The following is a 13,775-nucleotide window of genomic DNA, read 5'->3' on the forward strand; positions in this document are numbered from 1 at the left end:
CTTAGTTAACACCAATTGTGTTTTTAATATTGCGGATAAGTTCACGCGCCTTTGGACGAACTCTCTGTGCACCTTCTTCTAGAATTGCATCAATCTTTTTCGTATCGGCCATCAGTTCATTATAAATATCGCGAGGTCCTTTCAAAGTGTTGTTAAGTACATTTAAAAGATCGGCCTTCGCCTCTCCCCATCCGATACCACGCAGGTATCTTGCTCTTAAGTCTTCAGTCTGTTCCTTAGAAGCAAATGTCTGATAGAAATCAAAAATTAATGAATCGTCAGGGTTCTTGGGTTCAGTTGGACCGCTTGAATCCGTTGTGATTCTATTGATGAGCTTTTGTAGTTCTTTTTCAGTTGAAAAAAGTGGGATGTGGTTATTGTAACTCTTGCTCATCTTTCTTCCATCAAGACCTGCCAGAAGTTTGTTTCCTTCTGCAACGATGGCCTTTGGTGGATTTAAGAAAGCAACGTCTTTTGTTTTGTCGTTTGATCTGATGAACTCGGCCAGAGATTTGGTGTTCTTTTCATGATCTAAATTCTTTCTGATTTTTTCATAACCTGGAACATAGTTGCTGTTGAATGAGTGCGCGATATCGCGGGCAATCTCAATATGCTGAAGCTGATCTGCTCCAACTGGAACAACATCCGCATTTAAAATCATAATATCGCACGCCATAAGAACTGGATAAGAAAAAAGTCCCATGTTCACGCCCGCATCTCTATCACGGCTTTCTTCTTCATTGGCCTGAACCATCGCCTTGTAAGCATGGGCCCTGTTCATTAGCCCCTTGCTGGTAAAACAATTTGTAATCCAGTTTAGTTCTAAAATTTCCGGGATATCACTTTGCTTATACAGAGTGACTTTTTTTGGATCAAGCCCCATCGCCAGCCATGTGGCCGCGACTTCATAAATATAATTTCTTAAAAGTTTTGCATCGTGAACACCAATGAGTGAATGGTAATCAGCGATGAAATAGTATGAATCGTATTCACCAGAGTTTGCCATCTCAATAGCTGGCTTGATAGCTCCGATGTAATTTCCCAGGTGAGGCATCCCTGTTGGTTTGACCCCAGTTAAACAGATTTTTTTAGACATAAATTCCTTCTTAGAGAGACGCCTTCTATTCTAGACAATTTTAGGCATTCTAAAAAGGGGAAATCAGCCTCTATAGCGACTAGTCATTGCTGATAACGGATAAGGTGACGTAATCCTGATAGGTTCCCGGGTCTTTATCATCAACAGACTTAATAGCGACCTTAATCGGCACCAGAGCGCCCCCAGAAGGAGTTTTTCCTGTGCCACTGGCAATCGTTACCGGAGAAGATGCCGAAGAGGTTAAAGTCTTAATAGAGTTGTTGGCATAGAAGTCATAACCGATTTGCGATTTGACTCCGGTTCCACCTACGCGCTTTAAGAGTCCGTTGTTACTTGAAGACACTTTCAGGATATAACCAGAGTTACTTACAATGCGGACATCAAACCCCAATTGTTCGCCTTGCTCTAGTTCTCCAAAGTCCAGTGTTTTTGAAGTCTGATTGCCATCATAAGTTCCGCCAGTGTCGACCATTGATAATGAAATGAACTTGGCGACGTTCAGGTAAACGTAAAGGTCGCGATAGCCTTCGTAAGAAACAATATTTGTATATGTCCCCGAGTAAAGTTGAACCTGGACCACATCGTAATAAGTCCCGGCGCTCGGAGGAGAGCTGGCATCAATTGGTGAAAGTGAAAAATAGTAATTCAGGTTTTTTGATGAACCTTTTGAAAGTGTATCGAAGATGACTTCATTAGTAGAAGAAATATCACTTGGTTCTTTCAATACACCGGTGGCGTTATTATTTTTATAAAAGTTGTAATACAAGTACCCAACCCAGGTCGTAATATTATAGCCGCGACGGTTGTAATTTCCCGCCCAGCCTTTAGTAAAAGCGAGAAAGAAATTATTACAGTTAGAACTATTCCCACCCTGACCTCTACTGACCTGAACAGTCCCGGACACAATTGGGTTAGTGTCCCCAACTCCATAAGAAAATGTCGGAACAGTTAAATTGTAATCACAATCTGCAAAAGCACTACTAACTGGAAAGAGGCTCAAGGCAAAGAGTAAGGCCGCTACTGATTTCATTTTCATAACTCGCTTCCTCCATCCGGCAGGATAATGTCACCGGTATCCACCATTCCCTGCTTCTTTCCTGTCATATCAATCTGTGCTGGTGAAAAGTTATCATCGTCAAGCTGAATGGTTCCTAGACCTGGCTCAACTCCTTCGATAAAAAACTCTCCATCACGGTCAGTAAAAAAGGGCGTGCTTTTTTGTGTTTGGGCCGAAGTAAAAAATCCTACTTTAAGTGCCAGTGGATTTTTCTTCTGATCAACAATTCTTCCCTTTAAAACCAGAAGACCTGCTTTTCCAATAACAAATAAATGTCCACTGTCTCTTCTTGGATAAACCACAAAACTCTCTTGCCCTAGAATATATCCCGGGTCCAGGTTACTTGGGTCAAGTTGAAGCCTTCTGTATTGATAAGGTGCTAAACTGGAAACCAACGATTCGCCAAAAAGCCCTGTCGTTGTGTCGTTAACTCCTCCGGCCGTCTGGACTCCGAACTTCTGTCCACTCCATTCTTTATTTGGTTTAAAAATAACGAAGCTGTTTGAAATCGGTCTGGCAATTGAGAAGGCCGAATCATCACCATTGTGAACAAAAGCAAAAGCACTTAAAAGACGCACGCTGGTTTTATAGCCTTCGGACTGACCATTATTTTTCATCACTTCTTGTCTGGCCCCTAAATCGGCCAGAACAGTGTTGTATTGCAGATCAAGAGAAGCATTCTTAGAAGAGTTATTGTCATCAGCAGAAGCTGAAACTTTAAGATCGTTGTATTTTTTTCCTGTATCTCTGATAACCGTTAAACGTTTTGTCTGCGATTCTTTTTCATAGAAGGCCGAGGCAAATGTCGAACTCTCACCAAACGTCATGTTAAAGAAAAAATAAATCTGATTAGACCAGGTCTTGAATTCATCTCTACTTCTTCCAGCATAGGCCGTCAGTGAGCTCGATTCAAAAATCTTAGTTGTTAAACTTCCGTTAAAGGCCAATCGTGCATTTTCAGCGAGAGTTGGATTTTGATAACTTCCACCTAAGGCCACATTGAAGCGTTCAAAAAGCGGCACGCTATACGAAACTGTGCCAGTAACATCAAAACGATTTTTAAAATTCTCACCGGCCTCATTAAAAAAAGGCGAACGGTATTCAAGCTTAGTGGTCAGAGTATGAGAGTCATACCAGTAGGCTCCGAATAAGTTGAGCTGATAAGTGGCCTGAGTGACATAACCATTATTGAAATCATTTTTTGTTCCGGCGACATCAAATGACCAGTTACCGTAGGCAGAAGACAGAATGTGGTTAGTTCCCAGCATTTTGTACTTTTTATTTCCCTGAGCATAGGCAGAAACAGTCCAATGTTTATAAAGCCCATGTTGGTAAAAACCAGAGGCAAAGGCCCCATTGTCTTCGTTGTATTTTAAGTTCCCGTCAACTTCCGAAGATGGGTACCCGGTCGCTAGCGCATATCGACTTACACCTTTTGCTAATAAATCCAAAGAGCCTGATTCATTAAAAGTGAAAGACCTGGTGACTCCAAATTCATCAGTCACTTCAACCACGATGCGGTTAAGCCCGTTGTTTAGTGGGATATCTTTTACCGAATAGCGGCCGGCACTCATGTACTCAGACTTAAGTAAAATATTATTCACGTAAGTTTTAACCAATGAACGGCTGTCGACTTGAAATTCAAAAGAAGAAGTCGGCGTTACTACGCGATAAGGATTCAATGAAAAGTCGCGGTAAAAAGAAAGCCCTCCAATAGAGTAAGCCTGCTGATAACCAATAATAGGGTAACTCACATCCCCCGCTTCAATTCTTTGCATGCGGTTAGGACGATCAAAAATGGCCCTTGAGCCCTGTCTTCCCCACTGACGATCTCTCGTCGAAAGATAAGTCATGCGGTTTTCCAAAGCGACTTTCTGGATGTTCATAAACGCATCTGTTTGTGCTGTAAATGAATCCGCCTGATTAGTGTTATGGTTAAATGTCTGCTCGAGTTTATAATTTAACCCCAGCGAAAAAGGTGCTGGTTCAATCGCTTTGCGTGAATAATAAGGAATTAAATCATCGTAGACGTTGGCATCTGTCGGGCGCAAATCCGCAGGAGGAACCTGAACCGAAAGCCTTAGCTCCGAAGGATGATACTGCACTTTAAAAGGTAGCTTATCCGGACTGACATCTCCGTCGCTCACGGGATACTTCATAATTTTGTCTTCGCGGATTTTATCAGTCAGAAGTTTTCTTAACTCTCCACCTGAGATAGAAATAATTTTATCTCCCTGAAGAGTGACTGAAACTTCTCCAATAAAAAAGTCTCCCAGAGACACATCTACCGGAGTCTTTTTTTCTTCGCTTGCTTTCCCAAAAACTTTTTTGAAAAGTTCGTCTGTAGATTGAGATTGAGCCTCTGCCTTATAAAGCGGACCTAACAGAACCAGCGTCGATAAAAAAATGGGTTTAAAATTAATCTTTATCAAAACTAATTTTCACCTTATCTGTAGACTGAACATCTTTGAACTTACCGTTTTTCTGAAAATGGAAAACGCGCTCACTTTCCGCCAGTACATTTTCCCCGATCATGCCTTTTAGTTCTTCGCCTTCAACCGTGATATCTTTTTTACCACTGAACTTGATGACCAGGTTCGAAAGCACCTGGTGCTTTTTACCTGAATTATTCATTGTTAATGAAACCTTCTTTTCATCAACTTCCATTTTCTTTAAAGACACATCAGAAGAAAGTCCTTCCGGCTCAACATAAAGAGCTGCTACATAACGAAGCAGAACTTTGATACTGGCCTTTTGTTTTTTATTTTTATCAAGTTCAATGGGAAGTTGTTCTGCGATCAAACGGTAAGCTTCTTCTTTAACTGGAACCGTCTTTCCAACCCAAGTCACTTTCACTGAGCGCTTTTCGTTTGGTGGGATGATCAATTGCGATGGATAAACTGTAATTTCGTTATCGATTTTTTTGTTGGTCTCGACACCTTCAACATTCATCTCTCTTTTCATGACTGATGCTGTAACTGCAATCGGCTGATCAGAGTCATTTTCCAGATAAAATAAAGTTGAATTCGTTTTTTCTTTTACGCCGATCGAAGTCGACATTGGAGAAAACTTAAATGCATAAGTATTAAATGAGATCAGTAAACTTGTGAGGATGAATAAAATGTTGCGCTTCATTCCTTGAAACCGCCTTTTAAAAGTTCCTTTAATTTTAGCGGTTAAATGGAATTACTACAAAACTAATTTGCAGATATTTTGAGGAAAATTGGTTTGTGCACTGGCATTGTATCTTTTAAGTGTTTCACCAGAAGTTCATACTGAATACTGCGGTCACTGCCGGCAATTCTCTTTAAGTTCGCCTCTAATCCAGACTGATCAAGACCTTCAACTTCAAATTTTTGTTCGTTACTTAAATACCTGGAATTCATTTGGCTGGTAAAAGTCACTAAGCTTTTTGAAGAACTAAGCTGGGTTTGACTTATAGTCGTATTAATCGCCGGTGGGACGTAGGCCCTAAGGACTAGTCTTGAGCTTCCATCAGCAAAGGCCAGAGAAGAAAAAGAGAAAACAATCAATGCTAAATAAGTCTTCATATGAGACTTATCGGTACAATACCCGACTTTCTTGAGCGGGTATTTTTAGCTACCTATCTGGCTGCAATTTCAAAGGTTATAGTGTCAGTATAGGTACCAGTAACCATTTGTTCGAGAGGTTTTCCCGTGTAGGAAATCGTCAGATTCCGCAGGAGGCTCACTGGAAAGATATGCCAGCGCTCATACGTCGTTCCCGATGACGTTGAAAGATTCAATGTCGTTCCATCGTACTTGAGCGAGTAAGGAAAAACCTCTGCCCCATCAATACGTTTAAGTTTCCCCAGATTCGCACTGGAAATCCTCACCCGGTAACCAGACAAAATGGCATTTGATTTCTCTCTGTAGCTCGCTACTTTTAAATCGGTCTGGGTTGTTGAAAGATCCAGGGCCCCTGCAATCATTTCAGGAAAGACTTCAATGGAAACTCTCGAAGAAACTTTCCCCTGCAAAAGGGACGATCCTGTCACCGCTGAAAAGGCAGAGAAGGAAAAAAGAATTGAAAATAGCAGGCTGGAAATTATAGTTTTCATCTTCCCTGATTTTTAAGCAAAAAAAAGGCCCGCCATCCATGAGCGGGCCTTTGTTATTTTTGAAAAATTAGTTAGCAGCGATGTTGAAAGTAACTGTATCAGCGTATGTACCTTCTACCATTGATTCAGCAGCAACACCTGTGTATGAAATGTTAAGGTCTTTATTCACGTTAACAGCTGCAGCTGATGAGTTTGTAAAAGTTGAACCTGCTGCAGTTGAAAGACCTACAGACGATCCAGCATACTTAAGTGTGTATGAGAAAACTTCAGCACCGTCTGTTCTCTTAAGTTTCCCTAAGTTTGCAGAAGTGATTGTTACCTTATAACCAGTTTTTGAGTTCGATTGCTCATTAACTGTAGCTACTTTTAGGTCCGATTGAGTTGTCGCTAGGTCTAGAGCAGAAGCTACTGCTACTGGAGTTACAACGATAGCTACCTTTTGAGCTACCACACCTTGAAGTAGTAATGAACCTGTTGTTGCAGCAAAAGCTGATGTTGTTGTAAGAGTTAAAAGTGCAGTTACTGCTAAAAACTTCTTCATAGATACTCCTGTGTGTTTGGATCGTTGTTTGGTTTATTTCTAAAACCTGTTTCTGTCATTATCTAAAGCACTTCCGGTGCCAAGTTCAAAACAACCTTAAGTCCTTGGCATCAAGTTCTCGTCTAAGTAAAGACGTGATTATATTTTAAACACTGATGTCAAAACGTGTCTAAAAAAGTGTCAAAAGGAGCTTTTTGCCAGTTGCTAATATCGCCACAACAACACCATTAAAAAAGGATTAATTATAATTGGTTAGACCATGGAACTATCAATAAAAATTATCAATAATCCAAGTAGAATTTTACTTAATCAAAAACTTAAAAATGAAGCTTAAACGCACAACCGGCCGAAGCTCATATAAGGTGGTTTCTACACACAATCAAATCTTAACTTGAACCAAATCTTGGACCCTGCTACAAGGCTGTCATTAGTATTTTTAATTGGGAGTGAAGTATGAAGAACTTAGTTATGGCTATTGGCTTTTTATTTAGCGCGGGATCTGCACTAGCATGTAATCCAGAGGCTCAATTTATTGGAAAAGTAACTGAATACAAAAAAGTTCGCATCGACCAGAACATGTTCGATTGCTCATTTAAGATCAATTATACTGATTACAGACCAAGTATGGTTTGCCCACTAAGCGAATCTGAAGCATCTACTACTGAATTCGTAGACGCTTCATGCAGCCTGAAAGATGGCGACGCGGTTTCTGGGTACCTTGTTGTTCAAGATGGCCAGATCGTTATCGAATAATTCTTAAGCTTGATGCTTGATGGTTAGTTCATCCTGAGCTGCGGCGTCGAATGTGCTAACCATCTTGGTCATAATGTGAATCATCATCTTGCGTTCATCACTGTTAAGTACACGCGTATAATGCTCCATACGCGAGATGTGAATCGGCAATACTTGTTTCAGTTTTTCTTCACCAACTGGGGTTAGCTCAACCAACATACCTCTTCTGTCTTTCGGATCTTCAACTCTTTTCACAAAACCATCTTTTTCGATAGCATCAATGAATTGAGTCATCGTTCCTCTCGTGACACCTGTTCTCTTCGCGAGCTCAGAAGGAGAAAGAGCATGTACAGGCTCTTGTCTCTTTAAAAGCATGAGGAGCTGAAAGCGTCCGGGAGTAAGACCAAACTCAGACAGAGTGGCTTCTCGTCTCATGTTAATGAGAGATGAAACTTTGTGAAACTGAAGGATCGTCTCTACTGCTTCAGGAGAAACTTCCGGGTAGTTTGTCAAAAGTTCTTGGTAAACGGGATCTGATTTAATGTCTAAAATACTAGTGTGTTCCATAGATTCTGATTATGATAGTAAGGTAGGTTATTGGTCAATTTAGGAAAACCTTAAATTTTGCGTTCCTTGATCATCTTAAGATAAAATTATGAAGAAATTTGAGACACAGTTACAAAACATTCGTTGGGTTGATCTAACGACTCCTAAAAAAAGCGATTTGAATCACCTGTCGCAAGAGTTAAATATACCGAATCGCGTTTTGCTGAATGCCCTGGACCCAGAGCATCTACCTAAGTACGAATTACTTGAGTCTGCCGCGGTTATATATCTGCGAACGATTGATCATTCAAAGACAGATGCGGCCAATATTCAGGACCTGACAACAAAGATCACTCTCCTTATAAGTAACGATTCACTTATAAGCATTCACCGTATGGATCACCCCTTTTTAGAGGAACTCCGTCACGAAGCTGTTGAAAAAAACTATACGCTAAAAGACGTTATCAAGAGAATCATCACCTCTTCCATGATGACTTTCGATGCACCTCTGTCTGCTTTAGAAAACAGAGTAGAGATATTTGAAGAAAGTATTTTTGAAACTAGTAAAAGTGAAAACATTGTCCGCGAAGGTTACTTCTTAAAAAGAAAAGCTTCGGCCATTAGAAAAGTTCTCAAGTTCTCTCTTGATATTCTCGCCTCTCTTCAAAGCAGGCCGGATTTTGTCTGGAGAGATTTTCAAGGACTGCGCGAAAGTATTGAGCGCAACCTCTTTTATACTGAAGACGTTCTAGAAAATGTCACAGGTCTTCTCAATCTCCACATCTCTCTTTCGGCCCAAAAGACCAATGAAGTCATGCGCGTCCTGACGGTATTTTCGATTTTCTTCTTACCCCTAAACTTCTTAGCAGGTGTTTACGGGATGAATTTCGATAATATGCCGGAGCTTCACCATGAGAGCGGATACTTCCTGGTTTTAGGAAGTATGCTCGCTATTTCAATCGGGATCTTTATCTGGGTTTATCGCCGTGGATGGCTGAAGCGTCCAAACTAAGAATTATTTTTTTGTCACAGTTTCTTCTCTAAGAATAAACTTGGCGATCAAAAACACCACCAGCGCTACGATAAAGAAGTCAGCAGCAGAGCCAATCACTTTGCCATAGAAAATTCCTTCATACTGAAGATCTCTGATATTCGTCACATTAGCTGCTTTAAGCGCCGGCTTAAAAATAAGCGGCATCATAAGATCATTGACCAAGCTTCCAATAAGTTCATTAAGTTTACCACCGATGATCACGGCGATAGCTAAACCGATAACTCCGTAAGCTTTAAGAAATGAAAAAAATTCTTTAACCATCTTCTCCCCCAATTAGATATTGGGGAGCAGTTTAATTCCAGTACCAAAAAATGAAAAGCATCATCACAAGCCTTAGCAGCTCAAAACTCGCGTCAATCGCCACAACAACCCAGCTTTTAAACTGCCAGAGTGCTTTATTAACGGCGAAAGGAAGGAAAAAACCTGCCCATACCAGAAGAGTTGCCAACACTCCCACTTCCAGAGAGCCATCACTTAAGGATTTTGTAAAAAAGACCATCAGTCCAAAGACGTAGGCCGTAATTAAAGACACCAGAATATAAATACTAAAAGAAATCATCTGCTGTTTTTTGCTGGCATTCCCTTGGTCTTTAACCCCGTACATATACTTTCTGTAAGGAACTCCAAAGAGCTTAGTCATCCAGAGAAATCCTAGTGCTAATGACAAAACACTACAGGCAATGACCGCGAAAAAATTTACGCTCACAGGAATCATGACTTCTCCTTAAAATATTTATTCACAAAGTATAACATCAAACTTGTAGAGAAAAAGTCGCCATGCTTTAATTTTATTTATGAAAAAGAAAATATTGTCGTGGGTTGGGTATTCAGTCTTTATCGTTCTTATTGTTACAGCGTCGCTTGAGCTGGCCTCTCAAATCTATATTCACAACTACAGACGAGATCTTCTGCGCCAAAGTTACCAACAAGAAAACCCAACAGAATTCAAACGCATCAAAGACTGGCACGGCAATTTTAAACGCTCACCTTTTTTTGGATATGTTACCAAGTACGGAAACAACTATGGTTTTAGCTCAAGCGAAGATTACCCCCTGGCCAAAGACGACAATACTTTTGTTATTGCCGTTCTTGGAGGCTCTGTCGCTGACTACTTCGTCCGTCACATCGTGGCCAATGAACGATTGACTGATAGACTTAAAGAGCATGTCCCTGCTTTAAAGAATAAATATATACGCTTCATGAACCTTGCCATTCCTGGCTACAAACAACCCCAGCAATTTATCGCTCTTTCTTATTTCGTTGAACATATCGACATGGTCATTCAACTAGACGGATGGAATGAAGTTTGGTCAAGAACCAGTGGTGCTTATCCAATGGACTATCCAACCTTCAGTGAGTTTCTTTACGACGATGAATCCAACGGACGAATAAGTGATGTCTTTGAAAAAAAAGAAAGGGCCGAAGCTATTAGAATGCATCCTATCTTAGGTAAGAGCGCCATTATGATTCTCTATCGCAATATTCTTTTAAAGAATGTTTACAGTGAATCCCAGGATCTCTCCAACCCCAAAGCTTCTTTTTATAATCGCATGAATAGTGCTGAAGACATTCAACAGATACTTGTTGGCAACTGGAAAAAATACACCACAATGGAGCAAACCATTTTAAAACTCCACAATAAACCTGGCTTTTTTTTCATTCAACCTAGTCAATACAATCCAGAATCAAAAACTCTTAGCAGTGAAGAGCAATCCACTGTCATTAATAACATCTTCTCAAATAGTGTTGCTGACTTTCTGGCCTTGAGAAAAGAGGCCTCAAAGCTTGGAGTGTATGACCTGGCGATGGTTTTTAAACCGATAAAAGAAACGGTTTACATAGATGATTGCTGCCACATTAACGACAAAGGAAACGAGATTATCGCCGATGCCATCTTCCGCACTATTGGACAAAATTATAAGCTGAAATAAGAATCCAGGATTTTGGGCACAAAAAAACCCAATCAAGTTGGGTTATTTTATTTTTTTGAATTTTCAAATGGTGCCCTGCGAGGGACTTGAACCCCCACGCTTGCGCACCAGATCCTAAGTCTGGCGTGTCTGCCAATTTCACCAGCAGGGCGTCGATTTGAGACACTATTTTTACTCAAAAATGTTGGGGCTGACAAGTGAAAAATGAAAAAATTATGAAGCTTTTTTGGTAACGCCGAGTTTTTTCTCTAGTTCGGCGATTTTAGAGCTCATTAGCGTGTTTTCTTGTTTAAGTTTAACGATTTCTTTACGTTTTTCGGCCACTTCATTGTTAGCTTCACTTAGGCGAGAGTTGGCCTGATCGAGCTGTTTTGCATAGGCGTCCGCACTCTTTTGACCTGATCCACCCTTCTTGTTAGATGATTCCAGCTGGCTGGTGACGTATTTAAGCTTTTGCTCGGTCTTTTTAAGCTCGATAGAAAGAAGCTTATACTTATCCTCTGAGGTCTTTCTATCGCTCTGTAGGATGGCAATCTGGGCCTCTCGTTCGGCAAGCTCGGACTTCATTGCTGAGTTTGAACCTGCGGTCGAGATTTCTTCTTTGAGTTTGCGATTAGCTTCGCGCTCTTCCTGGAAGCGAGCTTCCATCTCCAGCTTATCTTGTTTGAAGCGTTCGATTACCGATTGGGCCATCTGCATGTTTGCACGCAAACTCTCAATCTCTCTTTCGTGTTTTTCTGTCGTTTCGCTTTCACGATTTTCAATATTTTCATTGATGATATTGACCTTTTTATTGGCCAGCTCAAGTCTGCCCTTCAAGCTCTTATTTTCCGCTTGCAGGATCTGAAGCTTTTCTTCATTGGCAAATTCACGGCTGCGGGCAAATTCCGACTTGATCTCTTCAATGCGGTCTTCAAGAGCGGTGATCTTCATGTCTTTAGCGCGAAGATTGATTTCTGCATCGTTTTTATATTTTTCAATAATCTTATCTTTTGCCTTGGCCACTTCAACAGCTTTACCAAGTGCTGATTTTAATTTTCCAAGTTCAGGATTCTCCTGAAGAGGTGCTGCCAGGTTGCCTTCGATTCCCTGGAGGGTCTTCTCATTCTGGAAGCGGATGATTTCATTTTTCATCTGCTCGATAACTTTTTTCATTCTGACAATTTGAGATTCTAGCTTTTCTCTTACTTCATCAGGTGTCTGATTCCCTAAGATTTTCAGAGCAAAAGCTTCTTCCAGCTTCTGGTTTTTCACCAGTTCAGAAGAAACAGCTTCTTCCACAATACCACTCACAACAGTCTTAACATCCTGTTCTTTGGCATCAAGTTCTTTAGCGACAACACGGATAATATCTTCCTGAATGACATTGCGGCCTTCAGAGTTGATACGGGTAACTTCATCCTGGATCTTTTCATTAATTTGAGAGCGCTTAACTTCCCATTTCTCGTTGTTGGCGACAGCGACATCTTTTCCAGACACTCTAATCGCTTCATTATCAGAAGTATCAACCCAGCCTTTTACACGCTCGCTGCCTTCCTTCTCATTTCCTTTACCGTGAACCATCAGGATTTCTTCAATATCACTTAGAGATTTTTCTGCAAGGATTCTCTGGATTTCCTGAACCTGTGGATCGAGTTTAGAGTTGGCAATCTTTTGAACGTAATCTGTAATTCCGCCAAAGAGCTGGTCATCTTTGATCAAGCGGGAAATAAAATTTTTAATTTCATCATCAACTTCTTTGACTGTTTCTTGTTTCGGATAAAGTGTTAAGTAGTATTCAATGTCAATGAGCTCAAGCCTTTCAAGTGGCTTTGGGTGTTCCTCATTGTTGCGGTAGTTTTTAATGAAAATAGCAAACTTTCTGGCGAGGGCGAGCTTCTTCGACTGCTCATTTGCACCTTTGGGTGCTTCGTAACGAACTGGTTCCTGAGGTACAAGCCCTGGATGAAGTTCTGCCGGTGACTCTGTCACTTCAGAGCTAGTAGCTTTTTTGGCCACTTCCGTAAAGAAGTATGACTTCATTCCTTTAAAGCTCTTGTCTTTAAACATCAGCATTGAAAGTGTGAGCTTCTTTTTCTTATCAAAATAAGTCACGTCGAAATAGTTTGCATCTTTAGTGAGAAGATCCAACACCTCTTTAAACTCACTCTTGCCACCAAAGAACTCCACTTCCATTGAAATCTGAACAGTGAAGGCCTCTCCGTTATGAGAGTAAGAGAGATCAATTGGCATTCTCTCCTGGCTTGCTTCAACTTTTTTGAAAGCAAACTTAAGCGCCGTGTGCATATAATCGCGAAGAGCATTGATATCAAATTTTGCTTTATAAGCTTCAACCACGATTGAGTCCACAAAGTATCCCACGTTGAGATACTCATGAATCTTTACCGAGTAAATGTTCTTTAAATCTTTTGAGTAGCGGTCAACCAAATCGAAGTCGACAGCTTCAGTGAAATAAGACGTCAGAAGTTTTTTACCGGCCTCTGTCGCAAACAATCCTTCACTGATGTAACTTCTCACATGAGTCAAAAATTTTGCATCCAGGTCGGCCTTCGTCTGCAGTCGTGGAAGATGAGTCACTTCCGGGCAAGCGTTATTGATAGCAAAAAGATAATTGTGACCCTCTGTGTATTTTTGTTCTAACTCTACTCCCATCTCTAAAAAGAAATGCGCGACCTTAGAGCTCATAAGCTCCGGTGTCACTAAGATCTTCATTTTAGAGTTTTGACTCAAATTCTTA

Annotated in this window: 14 protein-coding genes and 1 tRNA gene; 3 read left to right on the plus strand and 12 right to left on the minus strand. The window is 40.7% G+C overall.

The window, feature by feature from the left end:
• Window position 1 precedes the first annotated feature (1 nt).
• From trpS to AC6JA8_RS16425, 7 genes are all read right to left on the minus strand, one after another.
• Window positions 2–1,096, minus strand: coding sequence for a tryptophan--tRNA ligase (gene trpS, locus AC6JA8_RS16395; RefSeq protein ID WP_497974760.1), 1,095 nt, complete (start codon window positions 1,094–1,096; stop codon window positions 2–4).
• 79 nt (window positions 1,097–1,175) lie between these two features.
• Window positions 1,176–2,132 (minus strand): spore coat protein U domain-containing protein, encoded by a 957-nt coding sequence (locus AC6JA8_RS16400; protein ID WP_497974761.1) that lies wholly within the window; start codon window positions 2,130–2,132, stop codon window positions 1,176–1,178.
• Entirely contained in the window at window positions 2,129–4,585 is a 2,457-nt protein-coding gene (locus AC6JA8_RS16405; RefSeq protein ID WP_497974762.1) for a fimbria/pilus outer membrane usher protein, read from the minus strand. The genes AC6JA8_RS16400 and AC6JA8_RS16405 overlap by 4 nt, the downstream gene beginning before the upstream one ends.
• Window positions 4,572–5,288 carry a fimbrial biogenesis chaperone gene (locus tag AC6JA8_RS16410; protein WP_497974763.1) on the minus strand — a complete coding sequence of 239 codons (717 nt, stop codon included), beginning with the start codon at window positions 5,286–5,288 and terminating at the stop codon, window positions 4,572–4,574. Before AC6JA8_RS16410 ends, AC6JA8_RS16405 begins: the two co-directional genes overlap by 14 nt.
• 62 nt (window positions 5,289–5,350) lie before the next feature.
• Entirely contained in the window at window positions 5,351–5,704 is a 354-nt protein-coding gene (locus tag AC6JA8_RS16415) for a hypothetical protein (protein ID WP_497974764.1), read from the minus strand.
• A 53-nt stretch (window positions 5,705–5,757) separates the two neighbouring features.
• Window positions 5,758–6,234: a hypothetical protein gene (locus tag AC6JA8_RS16420; RefSeq protein ID WP_497974765.1), complete on the minus strand. Its 477-nt coding sequence runs from the start codon at window positions 6,232–6,234 to the stop codon at window positions 5,758–5,760.
• 67 nt (window positions 6,235–6,301) lie between these two features.
• On the minus strand, window positions 6,302–6,775 hold the full coding sequence (locus tag AC6JA8_RS16425; RefSeq protein ID WP_497974766.1) for a fimbrial protein: 474 nt from the start codon (window positions 6,773–6,775) through the stop codon (window positions 6,302–6,304).
• A 453-nt stretch (window positions 6,776–7,228) separates the two neighbouring features.
• Between AC6JA8_RS16425 and AC6JA8_RS16430 the strand changes: the two genes are divergently transcribed.
• Window positions 7,229–7,528: a hypothetical protein gene (locus AC6JA8_RS16430; RefSeq protein WP_497974767.1), complete on the plus strand. Its 300-nt coding sequence runs from the start codon at window positions 7,229–7,231 to the stop codon at window positions 7,526–7,528.
• 3 nt (window positions 7,529–7,531) lie between these two features.
• Here AC6JA8_RS16430 and AC6JA8_RS16435 read toward each other — a convergent pair whose 3' ends face one another.
• Complete coding sequence (locus tag AC6JA8_RS16435) at window positions 7,532–8,074, minus strand: MarR family winged helix-turn-helix transcriptional regulator (protein WP_497974768.1); 543 nt, start codon at window positions 8,072–8,074, stop codon at window positions 7,532–7,534.
• 88 nt (window positions 8,075–8,162) lie between these two features.
• Between AC6JA8_RS16435 and AC6JA8_RS16440 the strand changes: the two genes are divergently transcribed.
• Window positions 8,163–9,065: a CorA family divalent cation transporter gene (locus tag AC6JA8_RS16440; protein WP_497974769.1), complete on the plus strand. Its 903-nt coding sequence runs from the start codon at window positions 8,163–8,165 to the stop codon at window positions 9,063–9,065.
• 3 nt (window positions 9,066–9,068) lie between these two features.
• Here AC6JA8_RS16440 and AC6JA8_RS16445 read toward each other — a convergent pair whose 3' ends face one another.
• Both AC6JA8_RS16445 and AC6JA8_RS16450 read right to left on the minus strand, forming a co-directional pair.
• Window positions 9,069–9,368: an MscL family protein gene (locus AC6JA8_RS16445; RefSeq protein WP_497974770.1), complete on the minus strand. Its 300-nt coding sequence runs from the start codon at window positions 9,366–9,368 to the stop codon at window positions 9,069–9,071.
• A gap of 31 nt (window positions 9,369–9,399) precedes the next feature.
• A complete protein-coding gene (locus tag AC6JA8_RS16450; RefSeq protein ID WP_497974771.1) occupies window positions 9,400–9,822 on the minus strand; it encodes a DUF1761 domain-containing protein in 423 nt (140 codons plus the stop codon).
• Between the two features lie 79 nt (window positions 9,823–9,901).
• On the opposite strand from AC6JA8_RS16450, the gene AC6JA8_RS16455 reads away from it, so the two are divergent.
• Window positions 9,902–11,038 carry an SGNH/GDSL hydrolase family protein gene (locus tag AC6JA8_RS16455; RefSeq protein WP_497974772.1) on the plus strand — a complete coding sequence of 379 codons (1,137 nt, stop codon included), beginning with the start codon at window positions 9,902–9,904 and terminating at the stop codon, window positions 11,036–11,038.
• Between the two features lie 68 nt (window positions 11,039–11,106).
• Here AC6JA8_RS16455 and AC6JA8_RS16460 read toward each other — a convergent pair.
• Both AC6JA8_RS16460 and AC6JA8_RS16465 read right to left on the minus strand, forming a co-directional pair.
• A tRNA-Leu gene (locus tag AC6JA8_RS16460) sits at window positions 11,107–11,189 on the minus strand.
• Window positions 11,190–11,251: 62 nt separating this feature from the next.
• Window positions 11,252–13,750: a Rad50 family protein gene (locus AC6JA8_RS16465; protein ID WP_497974773.1), complete on the minus strand. Its 2,499-nt coding sequence runs from the start codon at window positions 13,748–13,750 to the stop codon at window positions 11,252–11,254.
• Window positions 13,751–13,775 lie beyond the last annotated feature (25 nt).

It is taken from the genome of Bacteriovorax sp. HI3 (assembly GCF_059738875.1).